General features: G+C 73.4%; 19 protein-coding genes. 9 read left to right on the top strand and 10 right to left on the bottom strand.

The features are described from left to right. Nucleotides 1–98 precede the first annotated feature (98 nt). On the top strand, nucleotides 99–677 hold the full coding sequence (locus ACIBQ8_RS44570) for a TetR/AcrR family transcriptional regulator (RefSeq protein ID WP_397179142.1): 579 nt from the start codon (nucleotides 99–101) through the stop codon (nucleotides 675–677). 49 nt (nucleotides 678–726) lie between these two features. Here ACIBQ8_RS44570 and ACIBQ8_RS44565 read toward each other — a convergent pair whose 3' ends face one another. Further along, nucleotides 727–2,286: a cellulase family glycosylhydrolase gene (locus ACIBQ8_RS44565; RefSeq protein ID WP_397195164.1), complete on the bottom strand. Its 1,560-nt coding sequence runs from the start codon at nucleotides 2,284–2,286 to the stop codon at nucleotides 727–729. 200 nt (nucleotides 2,287–2,486) lie between these two features. Between ACIBQ8_RS44565 and ACIBQ8_RS44560 the strand changes: the two genes are divergently transcribed. From ACIBQ8_RS44560 to ACIBQ8_RS44550, 3 genes are all read left to right on the top strand, one after another. Further along, on the top strand, nucleotides 2,487–3,206 hold the full coding sequence (locus ACIBQ8_RS44560; RefSeq protein ID WP_397195163.1) for a hypothetical protein: 720 nt from the start codon (nucleotides 2,487–2,489) through the stop codon (nucleotides 3,204–3,206). Nucleotides 3,207–3,269: 63 nt separating this feature from the next. Continuing rightward, nucleotides 3,270–3,866 carry a PadR family transcriptional regulator gene (locus ACIBQ8_RS44555; protein ID WP_397179145.1) on the top strand — a complete coding sequence of 199 codons (597 nt, stop codon included), beginning with the start codon at nucleotides 3,270–3,272 and terminating at the stop codon, nucleotides 3,864–3,866. Beyond that, a complete protein-coding gene (locus ACIBQ8_RS44550) occupies nucleotides 3,863–5,059 on the top strand; it encodes an FAD-dependent monooxygenase (protein WP_397195162.1) in 1,197 nt (398 codons plus the stop codon). The genes ACIBQ8_RS44555 and ACIBQ8_RS44550 overlap by 4 nt, the downstream gene beginning before the upstream one ends. Here the strand turns inward: ACIBQ8_RS44550 and ACIBQ8_RS44545 are convergent. From ACIBQ8_RS44545 to ACIBQ8_RS44535, 3 genes are read right to left on the bottom strand one after another with little or no spacing between them, the layout of a single operon-like run. After that, complete coding sequence (locus ACIBQ8_RS44545; protein WP_397195161.1) at nucleotides 5,056–5,805, bottom strand: sulfite exporter TauE/SafE family protein; 750 nt, start codon at nucleotides 5,803–5,805, stop codon at nucleotides 5,056–5,058. The two genes, ACIBQ8_RS44550 and ACIBQ8_RS44545, sit on opposite strands and share 4 nt — an antisense overlap. Nucleotides 5,806–5,856: 51 nt before the next feature. Then, nucleotides 5,857–6,810 (bottom strand): NAD-dependent epimerase/dehydratase family protein, encoded by a 954-nt coding sequence (locus ACIBQ8_RS44540; RefSeq protein WP_397195160.1) that lies wholly within the window; start codon nucleotides 6,808–6,810, stop codon nucleotides 5,857–5,859. A 57-nt stretch (nucleotides 6,811–6,867) separates the two neighbouring features. Continuing rightward, nucleotides 6,868–8,385 (bottom strand): FAD-dependent monooxygenase, encoded by a 1,518-nt coding sequence (locus tag ACIBQ8_RS44535; RefSeq protein ID WP_397195159.1) that lies wholly within the window; start codon nucleotides 8,383–8,385, stop codon nucleotides 6,868–6,870. A 141-nt stretch (nucleotides 8,386–8,526) separates the two neighbouring features. On the opposite strand from ACIBQ8_RS44535, the gene ACIBQ8_RS44530 reads away from it, so the two are divergent. The 3 genes from ACIBQ8_RS44530 (at nucleotide 8,527) to ACIBQ8_RS44520 (ending at nucleotide 13,578) form a co-directional block, all read left to right on the top strand. Beyond that, a complete protein-coding gene (locus ACIBQ8_RS44530) occupies nucleotides 8,527–9,723 on the top strand; it encodes a cytochrome P450 (RefSeq protein WP_397195158.1) in 1,197 nt (398 codons plus the stop codon). Between the two features lie 49 nt (nucleotides 9,724–9,772). Then, a complete protein-coding gene (locus ACIBQ8_RS44525; RefSeq protein ID WP_397195157.1) occupies nucleotides 9,773–12,940 on the top strand; it encodes an ATP-binding protein in 3,168 nt (1,055 codons plus the stop codon). A 98-nt stretch (nucleotides 12,941–13,038) separates the two neighbouring features. Then, on the top strand, nucleotides 13,039–13,578 hold the full coding sequence (locus tag ACIBQ8_RS44520; protein WP_397179152.1) for a hypothetical protein: 540 nt from the start codon (nucleotides 13,039–13,041) through the stop codon (nucleotides 13,576–13,578). Between the two features lie 83 nt (nucleotides 13,579–13,661). Here the strand turns inward: ACIBQ8_RS44520 and ACIBQ8_RS44515 are convergent, their stop codons facing one another. The 4 genes from ACIBQ8_RS44515 to ACIBQ8_RS44500 all read right to left on the bottom strand — a co-directional run bounded on the left by ACIBQ8_RS44515 (nucleotide 13,662) and on the right by ACIBQ8_RS44500 (nucleotide 16,901). Next, nucleotides 13,662–14,504, bottom strand: a complete 843-nt coding sequence (locus ACIBQ8_RS44515) for an ABC transporter permease (protein WP_397179153.1) — start codon at nucleotides 14,502–14,504, stop codon at nucleotides 13,662–13,664. After that, nucleotides 14,501–15,502 (bottom strand): ATP-binding cassette domain-containing protein, encoded by a 1,002-nt coding sequence (locus tag ACIBQ8_RS44510; protein ID WP_397179154.1) that lies wholly within the window; start codon nucleotides 15,500–15,502, stop codon nucleotides 14,501–14,503. The genes ACIBQ8_RS44515 and ACIBQ8_RS44510 overlap by 4 nt, the downstream gene beginning before the upstream one ends. Nucleotides 15,503–15,513: 11 nt before the next feature. Continuing rightward, nucleotides 15,514–16,113, bottom strand: a complete 600-nt coding sequence (locus tag ACIBQ8_RS44505) for an NADPH-dependent FMN reductase (protein ID WP_397179155.1) — start codon at nucleotides 16,111–16,113, stop codon at nucleotides 15,514–15,516. 89 nt (nucleotides 16,114–16,202) lie between these two features. Next, nucleotides 16,203–16,901 carry a response regulator transcription factor gene (locus ACIBQ8_RS44500; protein ID WP_397179156.1) on the bottom strand — a complete coding sequence of 233 codons (699 nt, stop codon included), beginning with the start codon at nucleotides 16,899–16,901 and terminating at the stop codon, nucleotides 16,203–16,205. 238 nt (nucleotides 16,902–17,139) lie between these two features. Here ACIBQ8_RS44500 and ACIBQ8_RS44495 point away from each other — a divergent pair, with 238 nt between their 5' ends. Continuing rightward, nucleotides 17,140–17,979: an NmrA family NAD(P)-binding protein gene (locus tag ACIBQ8_RS44495; protein WP_397195156.1), complete on the top strand. Its 840-nt coding sequence runs from the start codon at nucleotides 17,140–17,142 to the stop codon at nucleotides 17,977–17,979. 68 nt (nucleotides 17,980–18,047) lie between these two features. On the opposite strand, the gene ACIBQ8_RS44490 is transcribed toward ACIBQ8_RS44495, so the two are convergent. Next, nucleotides 18,048–18,614: a hypothetical protein gene (locus ACIBQ8_RS44490; RefSeq protein WP_397195155.1), complete on the bottom strand. Its 567-nt coding sequence runs from the start codon at nucleotides 18,612–18,614 to the stop codon at nucleotides 18,048–18,050. A 71-nt stretch (nucleotides 18,615–18,685) separates the two neighbouring features. Here ACIBQ8_RS44490 and ACIBQ8_RS44485 point away from each other — a divergent pair, with 71 nt between their 5' ends. Further along, on the top strand, nucleotides 18,686–19,558 hold the full coding sequence (locus ACIBQ8_RS44485; protein ID WP_397179159.1) for a patatin-like phospholipase family protein: 873 nt from the start codon (nucleotides 18,686–18,688) through the stop codon (nucleotides 19,556–19,558). Here ACIBQ8_RS44485 and ACIBQ8_RS44480 read toward each other — a convergent pair. Next, a complete protein-coding gene (locus ACIBQ8_RS44480; protein WP_397179160.1) occupies nucleotides 19,555–20,613 on the bottom strand; it encodes an aldo/keto reductase in 1,059 nt (352 codons plus the stop codon). The two genes, ACIBQ8_RS44485 and ACIBQ8_RS44480, sit on opposite strands and share 4 nt — an antisense overlap. Between the last annotated feature and the right edge of the window lie 8 nt (nucleotides 20,614–20,621).

Raw genomic sequence — 20,621 nt, 5'->3', positions numbered from 1 at the left:
CGGTGCGCTCATGCGCGACCTCCTCCTACGTAAAACAATGCCCAATGGGAAAGTTTGCTCGCTGAGCATATATTCCCGGCCGGTAGGCTTGGCGCATCATGGACAGCACCGGCGGGCTGCGCGAGCGCAAGAAGGCCGAGACGCGGCAGGCCGTGCACGAGGCGGCCATGCGGCTGGTCGGGGAGCACGGCCTCGACGCCGTCACGGTCGAGACCATCGCCGACGCCGCCAACATCTCGCGCCGCACGTTCTCCAACTACTTCGCCGGCAAGGAGGACGCCGTCCTCTACGGCGAGGAGCAGCGCATCCGCGACCTGGTCGAGAAGGTGGGCGCCCAGCCGGCCGGCCGTACCGCCTGGCAGGCGCTCTGCGGCGCGATCGACGACGTGTTCGAGGAGGTGGGCGAGCCGGCGCGGGAGTGGGCCGTGCGCGCCCGCCTGGCCAAGCGGCACCCGTCGCTGCTGGCCCGGCAGCTCGCCAACCACGCGGCGCTGGAGCGCGACCTCGCCCAGGCGATCTCCGAGCGGGACAGCCCGGTGCGGCCGCAGGTAATGGCGGCCGGGTTCCTCACGGCGTTGCGGCTGGGGTCGCACCTGTGGGTCGAGGAGCGCCAGTCGCGCTCGTTGCGGGAGGTCATGGCCGAGATGCTCGACGAGATGTCCCGCCCGTTCAGCTGACCGCCCGCGGCCCCGGCAGGGGAACGCGGGCGGGAAGCGGGAGATGGAGTCAGGAGCAGGTGGTGTTCCCGGGGGTGGCGGCGGGGCCGTTGGCGGTGAAGCCGATCACCACCGACGCGCCCGGCGCCAGGTTCCGCGCCCAGTCGGGCCCCTTGGCGGTCCACGTGGTGCCCGAGACCGTCACCACCGCGTTCCAGGCGTTGTTCAGGGTGACGCCCGAGGGCAGCGTCCAGGTCGCGGTCCAGGCGTTGATCGGGGACGTCCCGGTGTTCTTCACCGTCACCTCGCCCTGGAAGCCGCCCTGCCAGGCGTTGGTCTGCTGGTAGCCGACCGTGCACTGCCCCGGCGGGTTCGCCGTCGGCGACGTCGTGGGGTTGCCCCCGCCCCCGGCCGGCGGGATCAGGTACGGCTGCAGGATGTCCTGCTTGGCCTGGTTGATCGTGGTCCAGTCGTCATTGGCGATGCCGCCGGTGTCGCCCGAGTTCGGGTTCCACGACCAGTACGTGAACGACATGCCGTTCACCCCGGTGCCGGTGTACTTCATGAGCTCCTGGAGCCAGACCTTGTCGACGTTCGAGGCCAGCGTGGTGCCGAACTCGCCCATCATGATCGGCGCGATGTTCTGCCGGTAGAGGTATCCCCAGTACTTGTCCCAGATGGCGGGCATGTTGGCGGGGTAGTCGGGGGCGTCGAACCAGGTCTGGTGGTAGACCGAGGTGGCGTACTCGTGCGGTGAGTAGACCAGGCGGTTCGCGACGTTCAGCCGTACCGGGTACTGGCCGGCCTTCGACAGGTTGCCGCCCCACCAGCCGCAGTCCTCGTCGTTGCTGGGATCGTTGTCCCAGACGTTCGACAGGCCGCCGCTCGGGCAGCTCACGCCCTCGACGAAGATCAGCCAGTTGGGGTTCACGCCCAGGACCGCGTTGCCCGCCCGCTCGGCCGCCAGGCGCCAGTCGCGGGCCTGGTCGCCGCAGCCCCAGCAGGCGCCGGTCGCGTTGGGGTTGGTGCCCTCGGCGTGCGGCTCGTTGTGCAGGTCGGCGCCGATGACCGTGGGGTTGTTCGCGTAGTGCTGGGCCAGCGTCTTCCAGTCGTTGATCCAGGTGCTCTCGGGCGTGGCGCTGACGTACCAGAGCGGCGACTGGCCGGCCGAGGTCGGGCGGTGGCGGTCGAGGATGATCCGCATGCCCTTGACGCCCGCGTAGTCCACGACCTTGTCGAGGATCTGCATGGGGGACAGGCCGACCAGGTCGGGGTTGACGTAGTCGTTGATCCCGGTGGCGGTGGCCCCCGGCTTGAGCGCGTCGTTGGAGTACGGCACCCGCAGCGTGTTGTAGCCCAGCGAGGCCATCTTGTCGATCTGGCTCTTCCAGGGGTTGCTCGACCACAGGCCGTGGAAGGTCTTGTTGTCGGTCTCCATGCCGAACCAGTTGATCCCGGTCAGCCGGACGGTCGCCCCGGTGCTGTCGAGGATCTTGTTGCCGCTGGTGTGCAGGTAGCCGGTCCCTGTTCCGGTCGCCGCGCCCGCCGGGCTGGTGGTCAGCGCGACGGCGACAGCCGCTCCGGCCACCACCGTGGCCAGGGCGGTCAGTGCCGCCTTCGAGGTCTGCATGGGGGGTGCCCTTTCCGCGAGGGGGAACGCGGCGTCATGCTCGGCCGCCGCGTTCGGGCCCGTCAATGCGGGCACCCCGGTCAACCCCGCTGACCTGCGGGAACGGCTGAAACTTTCATGCCCTGGTAGTGCCAGGTGGAGTGCGGGCCCTCGCGTCCGCGCCAATGTGCCCGGACGCGTCCGTCACTTGAATGGCGGGCATGACGATCACACGCATGACGATCCCCGGACGCTGGGTGGAGGGGGCCGGGCTGGTGCTCGGACCGGCGCTGCTGATGGCCGGAGTCCTCGTCCGCCTCGGCGCCGACGACTTCTTCCCCGGCCAGCTCGCCGCCTACGCCGCCGACCCGGGCCGCATGGCCCTGTCCTACAGCCTGTACGCCGCGGGCGCCGTGCTGCTGTGGCCGGCCGTGACCGCGCTCGGCCGGGTGATCGCCGCCACCCATCCGGTTCTGGCCAGGTGGGGCGTGACGCTGGCGGTGCTGGGGCTGTTCGGCAGGGTGTTCCACGCCGGGGTGAGCCATCTGGCGTTCCAGCTCGTGGACGCGCTCGGCCCGGAGGCGGCCGAACGGGTCGTCGCCGGCACGTACGGGGCCTTCCACGTGTTCAAGGCGGTCAACGTCTGCATCATGGGCGGCTGGGTCGTGCTGGCCGCCGGCGCCTTCCGCGCCCGGGCCTTCGGGGCCGGGCCGGCCGGCGTGGCCAGGTGCGTGGCGCTGGCGCTGGCCGCCGGGCTGCCGCTCGGCGTGCTCAAGGGCAGCAGCGACCCGGTCTCGCTGGCCGGGCTGGCCGGGCTCGCCGTCGCGCTGGCGCCCATGGGCGTCGCGGTGCTCCGGACGGGCCCCGCGCCCCGCTGGTGGGCGCTCGTCCTCACGCTCGCGCTGGTCCCGGCGGCGTTCCTGGTGGGGATGGCGGGCTGACCTCTCTATAGTTGACATCAACTAGCCGATTATGGATAGTTGACATCAACTAAGGAGACTCCGATGGAGAAGCGCCGCAAGGTGGCCAACCCGCTCGCGCTGGCGGTGCTGGCGTTCCTGCTGGTCGAGCCCATGCACCCGTACGAGCTGGGCCGCCGCCTGCAGGAGACCGACAAGGACAAGAGCTTCAGGTACAACCGCGGCTCGCTCTACATGGTCGTCAAGCAGCTCGCCAAGGCGGGGTTCATCGCCGAGCGGGAGACCGTCCGCGACACCGAGCGGCCCGAGCGCACGCTCTACGAGCTCACCGGCGAGGGCCGCGAGGAGCTCTACGACTGGCTGCGCGAGCTGGTCTCGACGCCGCAGGAGGACTATCCGCACTTCGGCGTCGCGTTGTCGCTGATCAGCGTGCTCGACCCGGCCGAGGCCGTCGGGCTGCTGGAGCGGCGCGCGGCGGCGATGACCGCCCAGCGGGCCGAGCTCGCCCGGACCGCCGACGCCGCCCGCGCGGGCGGCCTGGCCTGGGTGTTCCTCGTGGAGGACGACTACCGCCTCGCGGTGCTCGACGCCGAGCTGGCCTTCGTCGGCCGCCTCATCGAGTCCCTCGGCGCACCTGACTACGCCAGGACCTGGCACGAGATGTTCGGGAGTCGGCAATGACAGCAGTGAACACGGCACTGGTGATCGGCGGGGGCATCGCCGGCCCCGTCACCGCGATGGCGCTGCGCCGCGCGGGGATCGAGGCGACCCTGTACGAGGCGTACGACCGCGGCGCGGAGGGCGTCGGCGGCACCCTCACGATCGCCCCGAACGGGCTCGCGGCGCTGCGGGCCGTCGGCGCGGAGGAGGCCGTCCGGGCGGTCGGCCAGGCGGTGGCGCACACGGTCGTCCGCGACGGCGCGGGCAGGCGCGTGGGCGAGCTGGCCGGCCTGCCCGACCTGCCGCCCAGCCAGGCGATGTGGCGCTCGCAGCTCTACGGCGCGGTCCGCGACCGGGCCCAGGCCGCCGGCATCCGCACGGAGTACGGCCGGCGCCTGGTCGGCGTCGAGGAGCACCCCGGCGGCGTGACCGCGCGATTCGCCGACGGCGGCAGCGCGAGCGCCGACATCCTGGTGGGGGCCGACGGCATCCGTTCCGTGGTCCGGTCCCTGATCGACCCGGCCGCGCCGGGGCCGCGCCACGTGCCCCTGCTGAACTTCGGCGGCCTGGCCGACGTCGCCGTGCCGGCCGGGAGGCAGGCGGCCTACTTCGTGTTCGGGCGGCGGGCGTTCCTCGGCTACTGGGTGCAGCCCGACGGGCGCACGGCCTGGTTCTGCAACGTGCCGCACGCCGAGCCGACGACGTCCGCGCAGGCGCGCCGGGTGCCGGCCGGGGAGTGGCTGCGCCGCCTGCGCGAGCTCTTCGCGGGCGAGGAGCCGGGGCAGGAGCTGGTGCGGCACACGTCCCCCGGGAACCTGGCGGCGCTCGGCACGGTGGAGATCATGCCGAGCGTCCCGCACTGGCACCGCGGCAGGATGGTGCTGGTGGGCGACTCGGTGCACGCCCCCTCGCCCAGCTCGGGCCAGGGCGCCTCGCTGGCCGCCGAGAGCGCCGTCCAGCTCGCCCGCTGCCTGCGCGACCTGCCCGCCGTGCCCGCCGCGTTCGACGCCTACGTACGACTGCGCCGCGACCGCGTCGAGCGGGTCGCCGCCCGCGCCTCCCGGACGAACAGCAGCAAGACCCTCGGGCCCTTCGCCGTCACGATGATGCGGCTGATGATGCCGCTGGCCACCCGGACGTTCCTCGCCCCCGAACGCGCCCTCGGCCCCGAGCAGCGCCACCACCTCGACTGGGACGAGCCGGTGACCGGCTAGGAGGTCAGCAGCTTGACGATCGCCACCACCCCGATGCAGACGACCGCGCCGCGCAACACCGGCGCGGGCAGCCTGCGTCCCACCCGCGCCCCCAGGAACCCGCCGACCGTCGAGCCCAGCGCCACCAGCAGCACGGCCCACCAGTCGACGTCGGCCACCAGCGTGTACAGGACGGCGGCCGTGGCGTTGACCACGAGCGACAACACGTTCTTGGCGGCGTTGACGCGCTGCAGCTCCTCGTCGAGGAAGATGCCGAGCAGCCCGATGAGCAGCACGCCCTGCGCCGCGCCGAAGTAGCCGCCGTACGCCCCGGCGGCCAGCACGCCCAGCCACAGCCAGGGTCCGCCGTGCACGTGCCGCGGACGGCTGGCCAGCAGCCGGCTGATCCTGGGCTGGGCCAGGACCAGCACGCACGACAACCCGATCAGCACCGTCACGACCGCCGTGAACGTGCGCTCCGGCAGGTTGAGCAGCAGCAGCCCGCCGATCAGCGAGCCCAGCGCGGAGGCCGAGGCCAGCCGGAGCAGGCGGCCGCGCTGACCCTGGAGCTCGGCGCGGTAGCCGAGGACGCCGGTCACGCCGCCGGGCACCAGGCCGATGTTGTTCGAGACGTTGGCGGTGACCGGCGGCAGACCGACGGCCAGCAGCGTCGGGAACGTGATCAGCGACCCGGAGCCGACGACGGCGTTGATGCCCCCCGCCCCGATGCCCGCCGCGAAGACCGCGGCCATCTCCCAAGGTGTCATGGCGGGTGACTCTAGTGCGTGGCCCTGGTGCGCTCGCTGGTCAGGTGGGGGTCAGCGGGTGAGGGTGCCCGCCCGGACCAACCAGTCGACCGCCTCGGCGACCGCCTCCAGCGAGGTGTGCCGCGGGCGGTGGCCGAGCAGCCGCCCGGCCTTCTCCATGCTGCAGTGGGGGCTGTGCGCGATGTGGTCATAGGTGACGCGGGCGTGGTGCTCCTGCACGGTCTCCCGCCACTGCTCCCACGGCAGGTACGACAGCCGCGCCTCCCGGCCGGACCAGCCCGCCACCGCCTCGGCGTAGCCGCGCAGCGTCAGCGCCGTCACGGCCACCGAGTGGAAGCTCTCGCCCCTGGCGGCGGCCGGGTTGTTCATGGCGTCCACGAACAGCCGGGCGACGTCGTCGGCGTGGACGTGCTGCACGGTCTCCATGCCCAGGTTGGGCAGCCGCACCTCCTCGCCGTCGGCCAGCGCCTGGAAGACGGCCGGGTCGAGGTTGCCGGCCGGGTTGACCGGGATCCAGCCGGGGCCGGTGATGTGGCCGGGATGGACGATCGTGGCCGGGAAGCCCTCCCGCGCGGCCAGGTCGAGCAGGTACGCCTCGATCGCGGCCTTCTGCCGGCCGTACTCGCCGATCGGGCGTTTCGGGCGGTCTTCGGTCGTCGGGACGCGGGTGCTCGGGCCGTGCACCCAGATCGTGCCGCAGTGCAGGAACTGCCGGACCCGGCCGGCCAGCGCCCCGGCCAGGTGGCGGGCGCTGGCCTCGGTGAAGCAGATGAGGTCGACGACGACGTCGGGCTCCAGCTCGGCGATCCGCCGTCCGAACGTGCCCGCGGCCTCCTCGGCCTCCCGGTCGGCGGCCACGGCGGCGACCCGCTCCCACGCGCCGTGCGGCGTGTACGGCTCCCGCCTGCCCCGGCTCACCGCGACCACGTCGTGGCCCGCGTCCACCAGGCGCGGGACCAGATAGGTGCCGATGTGCCCACTCGCCCCGATCACCACTACGCGCATGCACCCACCCTAGACCGGCTGGTTCCGGCCGCCCGGGCGCCGGGCCCGGGGGGCGAGTCAGGCGGGACGCCCGATCGCCAGGTCCAGGGCGTGGGCCGCGTCCTGGCCCGGCGACGGGCGCCAGGCCACGTGCTGGTCGGGGCGGACCAGGGCCAGCGTGCCGGCCGGGTCCGGCAGGTGCACCTCCCGCAGCGGCACGCCCAGCTCGGCCGCCCGCTCCGTCAGCACCTTGGCCTCCGGCGACGACAGGTCGCCCACCAGGCTGAACCCCGGCCCGAGCCGGTCGTAGAGCGACTCGCCGGGAGCGAGCCACCGGTGCGGCAGCCGCTCGCCACACCCCCCGGCCACCACCGGCGACCCCGCGTACGTGTACCCCAGCACCAGGTCCAGGCTGTGGAACTCGCTGTCCTTGGTCCGCCGCACCGCCTCCGCGACGGCCGGGCGCACCCGCTCGAACTCCGCGTCCGGGCCCATCAGGGCGGGATCGGCCAGTTCGGGCGCGAGCGTGGCCATGTTGGCGGCGGCGGCCTCGATCGTGGCCGCCGCGACCGGCCGGCGTTCGGCCTCGTAGCTGGCCAGCAGGGTCGCGGGGGCCCATCCGTTCAGTACGGCGGCCAGCTTCCAGCCGAGGTTGACCGCGTCCCCGATGCCGGTGTTGAAGCCGTGGCCGCCGTAGGGCGGGTTCTGGTGCGCGGCGTCGCCCGCCAGGAACACCCGCTCGCCGGCGTACCGGTCGGCCAGCAGCATGCGCGCGGTCCACGGGTCGGTGGCCAGGATCTCGACCTCGACGTCGGCCCCGACCAGGTTGCGGACCAGGCGCACCGGATCGGTGCCCTCCGCCGGGACGCCCTGGGCGATGCACCACCACAGGTCCTCCAGGTCGAGCCGGCCGAGCATGCCGGGCTGGGCCGGGTTCAGCACCCAGTAGTGCACGGCGGGGCCGTGGGGCACCCGGCCGGCCAGGCCGGGCGCGCGGAAGACGACGTTGAAGTTGGGCCTGGCGTCCTGGCGGCCCTCGTAGCGGGCGCCGATGGCCGGGCGCGTCACGCTGCGGGCGCCGTCGCAGCCGACGACGTAGGCGGCGCGCACCTGGCGGGTGCCGCCGTCCGCGGCGGCCAGGTCGGCGGTGACGCCGTCGGCGTCCTCGCGCAGGCCGGTCACCCGCCAGCCGGTGAGCAGCGCGTCGCCGACGGCCTCGCGCAGCACCTCCTCGACGATCGGCTGCGGCACCTGCTGGCCCGGCTCGGCGGCCAGGTCGGAGCCGGTCAGGTCGAGGCCGAAGCAGCCGCCGATCCTGGTGATCTCGCGGCCGAGCAGGCCGGTCGTGAACACCGCCTCGTCCGACCAGGAGACCGCGAGCGGCGCGCGGGCGCGCACCGTCTCGGCCAGCCCCCACCTGCGCAGCAGCTCCATCGACCGCGCCGACGTGGTCTTGGCGCGCGGACGCAGCCACGACACGCTCTCGCGCGGCTCGACGACCATGCTGCGCACCCCGTGGTGGGCCAGCTCCACGGCCGTCGCCAGCCCGACGGGCCCGCCTCCGGCGATCAGTACCGGTATGTCGGTCTGGCGCACGCTTGCTCCCATTCGTCATGGTGATCAGCGGCATACTCCAAGCGCCGCGCGTCCCACGTCAAGCTCGGGCCGAAACCGCCGGCCGGATCACCGATCGGGAACGATCTAGAGGACGGCCGCCGGACTTGTTACGGTCGTTCCATGACTGAGTCCTCGGCGGTGCCGCTGCACATGCGGCGGGTGGAGTTCGACCCGACCCCCGAACTGGGCGAGGTGCGCGACCAGGAACGGATCAAGCGCATCGACACCCTCCTCGGCCTGGAGGCATGGGTGGTGACCCGGTACGCCGACGTCCGCGAGGTCCTGGGCGACGCCGACCGGTTCAGGCTCGCCAGGCAGGGCTCGGCCCGCATGCCGGGAGCGCCCGAGCTGACCGAGGAACAGCTCGCCGAGCTGCGCGCGGGCAACCTGCTCGGCCAGGACCCGCCCGAGCACACCCGGCTGCGCAGGATGCTGACGCCCGAGTTCACGATCCGCCGGATGAAGCGGCTGGAGCCCCGCATCAGGGACATCGTGCACGAGCACCTCGACGCCATGGAGGCCGCGGGCTCCCCGGCCGACCTGGTGTCGTCGTTCGCGCTGCCGATCCCGTCGCTGGTGATCTGCGAGCTGCTGGGCGTGCCGTACGAGGACCGCGCCGACTTCCAGCGGCGTTCCGGGCGCATGCTGGACCTGTCGCTGCCGGTCGAGGAGCGGGTGGCGGCCAGCTTCGAGTCGCGGGCGTACATGCGCGACCTGGTCACCCGCATGCGCACCGACCCGGGCGAGGACCTGCTCGGCATGCTCATCCGCGAGCACGGCGACGACCTGACCACCAGCGAGCTCGTCGGCATCGGCAACCTGCTGCTGCTGGCCGGGCACGAGACCACCTCCAACATGCTCTCGCTCGGCACGCTGGCCCTGCTGCGCAACCCCGGGCAGCTCGAACTCCTGCGCAAGGAGCCCGAGCGCATCGACGCGACGGTGGAGGAGCTGCTGCGCTGGCTCAGCATCGTCCACTCCGGCACGGTCAAGATCACGTCCAGGGAGGTCGAGCTGGCCGGGCGGACCATCGGCGCGGGCGAGATGATCCTGTGCTCGCTGCCCGCCGCCAACCGCGACCCCGCCTTCATCGCCGACCCCGACACCCTCGACATCACCCGCGGCGCCCCCGGCCACGTCGCCTTCGGCCACGGCGTCCACCACTGCCTGGGCGCGCCGCTCGCCCGCATGGAGATGAAGATCGCCTTCCCCGCGCTCTTCGAGCGCTTCCCCGGCCTGCGCCCGACGGAGTCCACGCCGGAGTTCCGCTCCTTCAACGTCGTCTACGGCCTGACCGAGCTGGAGGTCGCCTGGTAGCGGCGTACACGCGGATTTTGTCGGCGGCGGCGGATAACGTGCGGGTGTCATGCCAACCGAAGCCAGGCCACACGAGCTGATCGGCAGGGACCACCCCGCCGCGCTGCTGCGCGCCGAGGTCGCGCGGGTGGTCGACAGCCACGGCGGCCTGGTCCTGGTCACCGGCGAGGCCGGCATCGGCAAGACCACGCTCGTCACCAGCGCCGCCGCCGAGGCCAGGCGCAGGGGAGCGCTCGTGGTCGGCGGCGCCTGCTGGGACTCCGGCAGCGCCCCCGGCTACTGGCCCTGGGTCCAGGTCATCCGCGCCCTGCGCCGCTCGGCCGCCCCCCACGAGTGGGCCGAGGCCGAGCAGTCGGCCGGCGGCAGCCTGGCCGCCCTGCTCGGCGAGGCGGCGGCGCTCGCCCAGCCGCACCTGGAGGTCACCGCCGACCCCGACCCCGCCTCCGCGTTCCAGATCTACGACGCGGTCACCACCGCCCTGGTGTCGCTCTCCCAGCACCACCCGCTCGTGATCGTCATCGACGACCTCCACGCGGCCGACCCCGCCTCGCTGCGGCTGCTTGAATTCGCGGCCCGTCAGACCTGGTTCGAGCGCCTGCTCCTGGTCGGCACCTACCGCGACGCCGAGGTCGAGCCGGTCGACCACCCGCTGCGCGACCTGCTGTCGCCGCTCGTCGCCAAGGCCACCACCATCACGCTCACCGGCCTCGACCAGGCCGGGGTGGGCGCCCTCATGGCCCGCACCGCCGGGCTCGACCCGCCCGCCGACCTGGTGGCCGAGGTCCACGTGCGCACGGGCGGAAACCCGTTCTTCGTCGAGCAGACGGCCCGGCTGTGGCGCAGCGGCGGCTCGGCCACGGCCGTGGCGCCCGGGGTCCGCGACGCGCTGCTGCGCCGGCTGTCCCTGCTGCCGCGTCCGGTGTCGGAGCTGCTGCCCGCCGCGGCCGTGCTCGGGCGCGAGTTCCACCGCCAGGTGCTGGCCGCCACCGTGGCCGCCCCCGTCGCGCACGTCGACCGTCTCCTCGATCTCGCCGTGATCGCCAGGCTGGTGGTGACCAAGGGCGGCGGCCGGTTCGCCTTCGCCCACGACCTCGTCCGCGAGACCCTCTACGACGCCGTCGCCGACGTGCGCGACCTGCACGCCGCCGTGGTGCGCGCCCTCGACGGCGCCCCCGACCTGGCCAGCCGCATGCTGCCGAGCGACCTGGCCCGGCACGCCTACCTCGCCGGCGACCGCGTCGACCCCGAGCGCGCGATCGACCTGCTCCAGGCCGCCGCCCGCGCCGCCCGCAGCCGGCTGGCCGGCGAGGAGGAGCTCGGCCACCTGCGTCGCGCCCACGAGCTGAGCGCCGCCGCCGCGCCCCGCCGGCGCGTGCTGGTCTGCCTCGACCTCGGCCGGGAGCTGCACCACCGCGGCGAGCGCGACGCGGGCCGCCGGCTGTTCGAGGAGGCCGCCGCCGTCGCCGCCGAGCTCGGCGACCCCGAGCTGACCGCCCGCGTCGCGCTGGTCTTCCGCTCCCACCACGGCCACGACGACTCCCTCGACCGGCTGCGCCGGGCCCACGCCGCGCTCGTCGGCGAGCCGGCCCCCGACGACCGCCTGGCCCTCGACCTGGTCTTCCACCTCACCGCCCGGGCCCGCAGGGGAGGCGACGACGACGTCCTGGCCTTCAGCCTGTGGGCCCACCACGACATCATCTGGGGCCCCGGCACGGCGGGCGAGCGCGTGGCCCTGACCGGCGAGCTGCTCGACGTCGCCCGGCGCACCTCCGACCGCGAGCTCGAACACCTCGCCGGCGCCCTGCGCTGGGTGGCCATGATCGAGGAGGGCGACCCCCGCTACCTCGACCGGTTCCACGACTACGCGGCCAGGGGCCGCAGCACCGACGACGCCCACCTCAACCTCACCACGTCCGTCGACGCCAGCATCGTGGCCGCGCTCGCCGGCCGCTTCGCCGAGGCCGAGTCGCTGATGACGGGGCTGTCCCTCGACGGCAAGGACCACGACTTCGACGTCATGCTCGACCACCACCGCTGGGCGATCCGCTGGCTCCAGGGCAGGGTGGAGGAGCAGGAAGACGTCCTGCGCAGGCTCAGGGCCGGCCGCCACCCCGACCGCGGCCTGCTGGAGGCGCTGACCGCCCTGCAGGCCGGCGACGTCGGCACCGCGCTGCGCCACCACGCGGCCGGCGCGCGGGTGGGGCGCATGGCCGAGCCGCTGTGGCTGCGTTTCCAGGCGGAGCTGGCCGCCGCCACCCACGACCGGGAGCTGGCCGCCGGGGCGCGGGCCGCGCTGCTGCCGTACCGGGGCAGGTGGGCGGTGTCCTACTACGGCTGGGACATCAGCGGCCCCTACGACCTGTGGATCGCCCTGCTCGACCTGGCCGAGGGGCGGTGGGCGGAGGCGGCCGAGGGGTTCGCGCGGGCGTACCGGTCGGCCGACCGGATGCGGGCCCGCCCGTGGTCGGTGCTGGCCCGTGCCCGCCTGGCCGAGGCCCTCCTGGCCGGCGGCGACACCGACGGGGCCCGTCCCGTGCTGGCGGAGGTCCGGCGCGAGGCGGCCGAGCTCGGCATGCACCACGTCCTCGACACCCTCCCGCCGCCGGGGAGCGCCGCCGCCGAGCCCGCGCCCCCGCAGGCCCCGGCCCGCGCCGACGGCCCCGAGCCGGCCACGGGCGACTTCCGCAAGGACGGCGAGGTCTGGGCCCTCAGGTTCGCCGGGCGGCTGGCCCACATGCCCGACGCCAAGGGCCTGCGCGACCTGCACCACCTGCTCGGCCACCCCGGCGCCGACATCCCCGCCGTCGCTCTGCTGGCCCCGGAGGGCGGCGACGTCGTGCTGGCCGCCCGCGCGATGGGCGGCGACGCCGTCCTCGACGAGGAGGCCAAGGCCGACTACCGCCGCCGCCTGTCCGTCCTCGACGACGAGATCGACCGGGCCGCCGCCCGCGGCGACGACGACCGGGCGGCCGAGTACGACCGCGAGAGGGCGGCCCTGCTGGAGGAGCTCCGCACGGCCGCCGGGCTGGGCGGCCGCTCCCGCCGTCTGGGCGACGAAGCCGAACGGGCCCGCAAGACAGTGACCGCCCGAATCCGCGACACCCTCCGCAAGCTCACCCAGACCCACCCCGAACTCGCCACCCACCTCCGCGCCACCATCTCCACCGGCGCCACCTGCCGCTACCAGCCCACCACGCCCATCACCTGGCGCCTGTAACCGGGCATTCGCAACCGCATCGAGACCTCGGGCCATCGAACCTCTCCCGCGTCAGGCGGATCTCATCCCGCAGACCGCCCCAGCAGAGGAGACGCCTGATGCCGCCGGCCTCCGGAACCACGATCGGACGACGTCCACGGCGGCGTGCCCTCGCCCTGCTCGCACTCACCGCCGCGACCGGATGCCTGCCATTCCCGACCACGCCGAGCCTCGGCGGCCTGACCGGCGTCACGGTCAACGCCGAGGGCAGGCTGACCCTGGTCCTGGCCTGGTGCGGACGGCCGCCGGACGGTGTGGCCGTCTATCACCGGAGCGACGAGAGCCTCGTGGACCAGGCACGCCTCACCGCACCGCCGCTGCCCGGATCCATGGCCTACCTGGACCTGGAGAAGATCTCCCCGGGATGGTCGGTGGCCGAGGGCGACCTGGAGTTCCCGCGGGAGCGGAAGTACATGGCGGCCGGCTACGACGCCAAGAGGAACGCCCGCATGTACGGCGTGGTCTTCACCGGTGAGAGCGGCGAGAAGGTCCGCCCTGGCCAGGTCATCGTCACGGAGTACCGCGAGCCGGAGAAGGACGGCCACGACGTCCTGCTCTCCACCGCCGAGTTCACCGCCCGGGTCCCGCACTACTGCTAGCCCTGGGAGGGCCCGGCGCAGCGCGGATCGGGCGCGCAGGGCAGGGGATGCCTGCTCTGCGCGCCCGATCCGTGCGATGGCGGTTATTTGCGGTTGTAGAGGCGCATGGTCAGGGTGCCGAAGACGGCGATGAGCAGGACGGACGCGATCAGGACCCAGGTCAGCTCGCCCACGTCCGGGGTGCCCGCCATCAGGGAACGGACGGCGGCCACCAGCCGGGTGATCGGGTTGACGTTGACGAAGATCTGCAGCCAGCCGGGCATCGTGGCCGGGTCGACGTACACGTTGCTGAGGAAGGTCAGCGGGAACAGGACGAGCATGCTCATGCCCATCACCGACTTCTCGCTCCGCATGAGCAGGCCGAACATCGTCCACACCCACGAGAAGGCGAAGGAGAAGCCGAGCAGCAGCACGATCCCGGCCAGCACGCCCGTGACGCCCCCCTGCGGACGGAACCCCAGCGCCAGGCCGACGGCGAGGATGACCGTCGAGGCCAGGGTGTAGCGCAGGACGTCGCCGAGCAGGTAGCCCACCATGGTCGAGGGACGCCAGATCGGCAGGGTGCGGAAGCGGTCGAACACCCCCTTCTCGATGTCCTTGTTGACCTCCACCCCGGTGTACATGGTGATCATCACGACGCTGCTCACCATGATGCCGGGCAGCAGGAACTGCAGGTAGTCGGTTGGGGAGCCGGCCAGGGCGCCGCCGAACAGGTACGTGAACATCAGCGTCATCATGAGCGGGAACGCGGTCACGTCGAAGAGCTGCTCGGGCACGTGCTTGATCTTCAGGATGGCCCGCCAGCCGAACGTGACCGACGCCGACCACGCGCTCGGCCGGGGCGGCTTCACCCCGGGGGCCAGGACGGTGCCGAGCACGTCGGCGGCGGGGGAGTAGGTCGTGGCGGTCTCGGTGGTGGCGGTCATGCTGCGGCCTCCTGCGCGGTCGCGGACTCGGTGGTGCCGGTGGCGGGGTGGTCGGTGAGGGCGAGGAAGACCTCGTCCAGGCTGGGCTGGCCGAGGGAGAAGTCGTCGACGACGATCCCGGCCTCGGCCAGGCGGCCGAGCGCGCGCGAGGCCTGCTCGGCGGCGGCGGCCTCGCGGCCGTGGCCGGTGATGCGGGCGGTGAGCGACACGGGGTCGGCGTCCAGGTAGACGGGCGCGTCGAGGATCTGCGACAGCAGCCGCTCGGCTTCGGGACGGGTGGCCGGGTCGCGCAGCCGCACGTGGACCGAGCCGGCGCCGACGGACGACTTGAGCTCACCCGGCGTGCCCTCGGCGATGACCCTGCCGTGGTCGATGACCGCGATGCGGCCGGCCAGGCGGTCGGCCTCCTCCAGGTACTGGGTGGTGAGCAGCACGGTGGTGCCGTGGGCGACGACGATGCGGACGATGTCCCAGACCTGGTTGCGGCTGCGCGGGTCGAGGCCGGTCGTCGGCTCGTCGAGGAAGAGCAGGTCGGGCGTGTTGAGGATGCTGGCGGCGATGTCGATGCGCCGCCGCATGCCGCCCGAGTACGTCTTGACCTGCCGTCCCGCGGCCTCCGTCAGCCCGAACGCCTCCAGCAGCTGCGCCGCCCGCTCCCGGGCGGCCGGCTTGCGGTGGCCGAGCAGGCGGCCGAGCAGGATCAGGTTCTCGGCGCCGGTCATGTCCTCGTCGACGGAGGCGTACTGGCCGGTCAGGCTGACGCGGCTGCGCACGGCGTCGGCCTCGCGCACCACGTCGTGCCCGAACACGGTGGCCTCGCCGCCGTCCGGCCGCAGCAGGGTGGCCAGCATGCGGACGGCGGTGGTCTTGCCCGCGCCGTTGGGGCCGAGCACGCCGTAGACGGTGCCGGCCGGCACCTCCAGGTCGAGGCCGTCCACGGCGCGGTTGTCGCCGAAGACCTTGACCAGGCCGGAGGTCTGTATCGCCAGGTCTCGCATGGGTGTTCCTCTCATGAGCAGTACGGCTGGGCGCGCCGGGCGTCGCGCAACGCCCGGCCCCACCAGGTGAGCTGGTCGAGCATGGTCGCGACCGCACGCGCGCGGTCGTCGGTGTCGTACGGTTCGCCGCTTCCGGCCACGTCGTCCCCGAGCAGGTCGAGGCCCACCCAGTCGCGCATCGTCACGACGTGCAGGGCGGAGAAGACGGTACGGAGCTGCTCGACCGCGTACAGGCCGGAAGATCCCGAGCCGTAGGCGACGAAACCGGCCGGCTTGGCCTGCCATTCGTCGTAGGCGTAGTCGATGGCCTGCTTGAGCGAGGCCGGGAAGCTGCGGTTGTACTCGGGGGTGACGACGGCGAAGGCGTCGGCCTCGCCGACGGCCGCGGTGAAGCGGCGCATCGAGGGGGTCTCGCGCTCCGGGTAGCGGCCGGGGAAGGCGTAGTCGGCCAGGTCGAGGAGGCTGACCGCCAGGTCGGGACGGTCGCGGGCGCGCCCGGCGAACCACTTCGCCACCGTCTCGCCCATCCGCCCGACGCGGGTGCTCGCGATGATCACCGCGAGGCGGAGCGGTGCGGCGCTCCCGCCGGCGGTGTCGTCCCTGCCCGTCATCGTCCACCTCCCTCGGGCCCGTTCCGGGCTCTCACCAAGGAGGCGCGAGACGGCCGCCAGACGGCCGCTAGACGGGATCTAGCGGGCCGTCAGGCGGCCGGTCTGAGCACGTAGCCGACGCCGCGCAGGGTGTGGATCATCGGACGGCGGTCGGCGTCGATCTTGCGGCGCAGGTAGGAGATGTACAGCTCGACGATGTTGCCCTGGCCGGCGAAGTCGTAGGCCCATACCCGGTCGAGGATGTGCGCCTTGCTGAGCGCGCGTCCCGGATGGCGCATGAGCAGCCGCAGCAGCTCGAACTCGGTCGGGGTGAGCCTGACCTGCTGGCCGGCCCGCCGTACCTCGCGGGTCTCCTGGTCCAGGGTGAGGTCGCCGACGGACAGGGCGGCGGACAGTGCGCCGGCCGAGCGGCGCAGCAGGCCGTGCAGCCTGATCACGACCTCGTCCACGCCGAACGGCCGCATCACGTAGTCGTCGGCGCCCGCGCGCAGGCCGAGCGAGGGGTCGGGCAGGGCGTCCGGCGCGGTCAGGAACAGGACCGGCACGCCGGGCAGCGCGGCCCGCAGCCGGGGCAGGAAGCGGCCGCCGCCGCCCCTGACGTCCAGGACGATCGCCCCCGGACGGAACCCGCGCACGGCCCTGACCGCCTCGCCGCCGCCGAGGCTGCGCACGTCCCAGCGGCGCATCGCGCGGGAGAGGGACTGGCCGAGCGGGCGCTCGTCCACGACGAGGACGGCGTACGAGTCGCGCGCGGATCCGGGCGTGACGGTCGAACCGGTCGGGTGCATGCCGGAGACGATGCCGGTCGTGCATGAGGTTTGTCTGAGGACGGCTTGTGACGCGCATGAGGATGCCGACGCGTTGTCCCTGGAACAAGCGGAAGGGCCCGGCCGCCGGCCGAGCCCTTCCCATCCCTTGAAGCGCGATCACCGTTCCTGCCGCTACCCGGAATGTGCGGCTTATCACTCTGAAGAGTCGGTTCTTTCACTAGACCTTGACTGTGGTCGAGGTTTTAGGCTGCCTTTCATGAGCGGAATTCTGGTGACCGGCGCGACCGGCAACGTGGGCAGGCATGTGATCTCCTCCCTGGCGGAGGCCGGGCACGAGGTGCGGGCACTGGTCCGAGACCCGGCCCGGGCGGTGCTCCCGGAGGGCGTCGAGGCCGTACGCGGCGACCTGGCCGACCCCGGCAGCCTTGAGACCGCCCTGCGCGGCGGCGACCGGGTGTACCTGATGTGGCCCGGCATCCCCGTGGATCCCCGGGTGGTGACCACGGTGGCCGGGCGCGCCGGGCAGGTCGTGTACCTGTCGGCGGACGTGCCCGACCTGGCGGACGGCGAGCCCGCCACGAGCTACCACCAGGAGATCGAACGGCTGATCAGGGCGTCCGGGACGCGGTGGACGTTCGTCCGGGCCATCGACTTCGCCACGAACACGCTGGCCTGGGCCGCCCAGATCCGGCAAGGCGTGGTCCGGCTCCCGTACGGAAAGGCCGCCAGATCGCTGATCCACGAGCGGGACATCGCGGACGTCGTCGCCCACGTGCTCACCACCCCCGGCCACGACGGCGCCAAGTACCTGATCACCGGCCCCGAGTCGATCACCCAGGAGGAGCTGGCGCGGACCGTCGGCGAGGAGATCGGCCGCGAGGTGCGCTGGGAGGACCTGCCGCCGGAGGTCGCCCGCGAGCAGCTGACGGCCGCCTGGGGGGATCCGGCGTTCGTCGAGGCCCGGCTCAGGGCGTGGGAGTCGTTCACGCACACCCCGGAACGCGTGACCGGCACGGTACGGGAGCTGCTGGGCCGGCCCGCGCGCACGTTCCGCTCATGGGCCCGCGACCACGCGCCCGACTTCCGCACGCCCTGAGGCCCGCGCCCACGGTGGCGCACGCCGGCGCGCCTAGAGGCGTGGGCGGCCCGAGACGCAAGGCGCGCCTACGCGGTCAGGCTCACCGCCGCGATCGTCTCGCCCATGTCGTCGAGCAGGTCGGCGACCACCGGCCCGGCCTGCAACCGCCAGGCGAGCGCCTGCAGGCCGTGGCCCGGCACCGGCACCTCCCGCCCGCCCAGCCTGACGGTCTCCACCTCGGCCGACAGCCGCAGCAGCCCGTAGGCCACCCACCGCTTCGGCCGGGGGAACCAGCGACCCGCGTTGGTGTCGAGACGCCCGTTCTCGTCGGTCAGCCCGTGCTCCTTGAACACCGAGACGCCCTGCCGGTGGGCCAGCAGGTCGTCGCTGCGCGCGGCGGACATGCTGTCGCCGGCGCGCAGCGCCCAACGACCGCGGCGGAACGACAGCAGCCAGACGTCCACCCAGGACAGGCCGAAGCCGTCCAGGCGGGCGAAGGCGGTCGCCGCGATCCGGTCGCCGACGTACAGGGAGGCAGGGGTGAAGCGGAAGCGTCCGCTCAGGTTGCCGGGAAGGGACCTCGGCAGCCCGTGATCGATGAGTCGCAGGCTCTCGACGGCGGGGTTGTACCCAAAATCATGAGTACGTTCCACAGGCTCACCATACACACGGACGCCCCGGATGAAAGGCACGCTTTGTTCCCAGTTGGTGAATGATGATGCTCATGGACCGAATTGAAGCTTCTGACCGTCGCCGGGCCCTGGTGCTCGGGGGCGGCGGCGTGGCGGGCATCGCCTGGGCGACCGGCGTGCTGGCCGGGCTGGCCGACGAGGGCGTGGACGTACGGGACGCCGACCTGATCGTGGGCACCTCGGCCGGCTCGGCGGTCGGCGCCCAGGCTCGCAGCCGGCTCACCGTCGAGGAGCTGTTCCAGCGGCAGGTCGATCCCGCGCTGCAGGCCAGGGAGATCCCCGCGGTGTTCGACGCGGCCTCCTTCGCGGCCGCCCTCCAGGGCATCCTGGCCGGCGCCCACGACCGGGACGAGCTGCACCGGCGCATCGGCGCCTGGGCGCTGGAGGCCCCCACGGTCGGCGAGGCCGAACGGCGTGCGGCGGTGGCCTCCCGCCTGCCCGAGACCGACTGGCCGCAGCGCCCGCTCGTGCTGGTCGCGCTCGACGCGGCGACCGGTGAGACCCGCCTGTTCGACCGGGCGTCCGGGGTTGACCTGGTGGACGCGGTGACGGCCAGTTGCGCCGTGCCCGGGGTCTGGCCGCCGGTCACCATCGAGGGCCGCCGCTACGTCGACGGCGGCGTGCGGTCCAGCGACAACGCCGACCTGGCGGCGGGCTTCGAACGCGTGCTGGTGGTCTCGCCCCAGCCGCCCGGCGCTCCCGCCTCACCCTGGACGTCGCTCGAACAGGAGGTGGCCCTGCTGCGCAAGGAGGGCTCCGCGGTCGAGGTCGTCAGCCCGGACGAGGGCGCCGTCGCGGCCATGGGCGCCAACCCGCTCGACCCCGCCGTACGGTCACCGGCGGCCCACGCCGGCCGCGAGCAGGGCCGGCGGGTGGCCGCCGTCGTCCACAGCCTGTGGACCTAGCCGGCCGCGGCGCGCTCGGCGAGCGGGCGGCGGCGCAGCGCCGGGTCGGTCAGTGACGCCGGACGCCACGCGCCGTCCGGCTGGTACATGTCACGCCCCGGCGGGACGATCTCGTCGATCCGGTCGAGCGCGGCGTCGTCGAGCGTGAGCGCGGCGCCCTTCAGCAGGTCGTCGAGCTGCGCCATCGTCCGCGGCCCGGTGATCACCGAGGTGACCGCCGGGTGCGCGGCGGCGAAGGCCACGGCGAGCTGGGGGAGCGTGCAGCCGAGGTCGTCCGCGAGCTCGACCAGCTTCTCGACGGCGTCGAGCTTGGCGGCGTTCTCCGGGATCGACGGGTCGAAGCGGTGGGGGGTCAGCGCGGCCCGGCCGGTGGTCAGGTCGATGTCGCCGTTCTTGCGGTAGCGGCCGCTCAGGAAGCCCGACGCGAGCGGGCTCCAGGTCAGGACGCCCATGCCGTACCGGCGGCAGACGGGCAGCAGGTCCTTCTCGACGCCGCGGGCGAACAGCGAGTACGGCGGCTGCTCCGTCCTGAACCGGTGCAGCGCCCGCCGCTCCGAGACCTGGTGAGCCTCGACGATCTCCGCCGCCGGGAACGTCGAGCAGCCGAACGCGCGGATCTTGCCCTGCCGCACGAGGTCGGTCAGCGCCGACAGCGTCTCCTCGATGTCGGTCGTGTGGTCGGGCCGGTGGATCTGGTAGAGATCGATCCAGTCGGTGCCGAGCCGCCGGAGGCTCTGCTCGACCTCCTTCATGATCCACAAGCGCGAGTTCCCGGACCTGTTCGGCCCCTCGCCCATCCGGAAGTGCACCTTGGTGGCCAGCACGACGTCGTCGCGGCGGCCCTTCAGCGCCTTGCCGACGATCTCCTCGGACTCGCCCGCGGAGTACATGTCCGCCGTGTCCACGAAGTTGACGCCCTGGTCGAGGGCGGCGTGGACGATGCGGGCGCAGTCGTCGTGGTCGGGGTTGCCGACGGCGCCGAACATCATCGTCCCGAGGCAGTGGACGCTCACCTCGATGCCGGTGCCGCCGAGTACGCGGTAGCGCATTGTCATAGTCCGCG

Source organism: Nonomuraea sp. NPDC049646 (assembly GCF_044465525.1).
Classification (GTDB): domain Bacteria; phylum Actinomycetota; class Actinomycetes; order Streptosporangiales; family Streptosporangiaceae; genus Nonomuraea.
The sequence above is the reverse complement of the archived record's forward strand: the minus strand, read 5'-3'. Positions and strand labels throughout refer to the sequence as shown.

Bases quoted from the DNA above. Each gene is read 5' to 3' on its own strand.
- ACIBQ8_RS44570 (WP_397179142.1), top strand. From the start codon at position 99: ATGGACAGCACCGGCGGGCTGCGCGAGCGCAAGAAGGCCGAGACGCGG.
- ACIBQ8_RS44565 (WP_397195164.1), bottom strand. From the start codon at position 2,286: ATGCAGACCTCGAAGGCGGCACTGACCGCCCTGGCCACGGTGGTGGCC.
- ACIBQ8_RS44560 (WP_397195163.1), top strand. From the start codon at position 2,487: ATGACGATCACACGCATGACGATCCCCGGACGCTGGGTGGAGGGGGCC.
- ACIBQ8_RS44555 (WP_397179145.1), top strand. From the start codon at position 3,270: ATGGAGAAGCGCCGCAAGGTGGCCAACCCGCTCGCGCTGGCGGTGCTG.
- ACIBQ8_RS44550 (WP_397195162.1), top strand. From the start codon at position 3,863: ATGACAGCAGTGAACACGGCACTGGTGATCGGCGGGGGCATCGCCGGC.
- ACIBQ8_RS44545 (WP_397195161.1), bottom strand. From the start codon at position 5,805: ATGACACCTTGGGAGATGGCCGCGGTCTTCGCGGCGGGCATCGGGGCG.
- ACIBQ8_RS44540 (WP_397195160.1), bottom strand. From the start codon at position 6,810: ATGCGCGTAGTGGTGATCGGGGCGAGTGGGCACATCGGCACCTATCTG.
- ACIBQ8_RS44530 (WP_397195158.1), top strand. From the start codon at position 8,527: ATGACTGAGTCCTCGGCGGTGCCGCTGCACATGCGGCGGGTGGAGTTC.
- ACIBQ8_RS44525 (WP_397195157.1), top strand. From the start codon at position 9,773: ATGCCAACCGAAGCCAGGCCACACGAGCTGATCGGCAGGGACCACCCC.
- ACIBQ8_RS44520 (WP_397179152.1), top strand. From the start codon at position 13,039: ATGCCGCCGGCCTCCGGAACCACGATCGGACGACGTCCACGGCGGCGT.
- ACIBQ8_RS44515 (WP_397179153.1), bottom strand. From the start codon at position 14,504: ATGACCGCCACCACCGAGACCGCCACGACCTACTCCCCCGCCGCCGAC.
- ACIBQ8_RS44510 (WP_397179154.1), bottom strand. From the start codon at position 15,502: ATGCGAGACCTGGCGATACAGACCTCCGGCCTGGTCAAGGTCTTCGGC.
- ACIBQ8_RS44505 (WP_397179155.1), bottom strand. From the start codon at position 16,113: ATGACGGGCAGGGACGACACCGCCGGCGGGAGCGCCGCACCGCTCCGC.
- ACIBQ8_RS44500 (WP_397179156.1), bottom strand. From the start codon at position 16,901: ATGCACCCGACCGGTTCGACCGTCACGCCCGGATCCGCGCGCGACTCG.
- ACIBQ8_RS44495 (WP_397195156.1), top strand. From the start codon at position 17,140: ATGAGCGGAATTCTGGTGACCGGCGCGACCGGCAACGTGGGCAGGCAT.
- ACIBQ8_RS44485 (WP_397179159.1), top strand. From the start codon at position 18,686: ATGGACCGAATTGAAGCTTCTGACCGTCGCCGGGCCCTGGTGCTCGGG.
- ACIBQ8_RS44480 (WP_397179160.1), bottom strand. From the start codon at position 20,613: ATGACAATGCGCTACCGCGTACTCGGCGGCACCGGCATCGAGGTGAGC.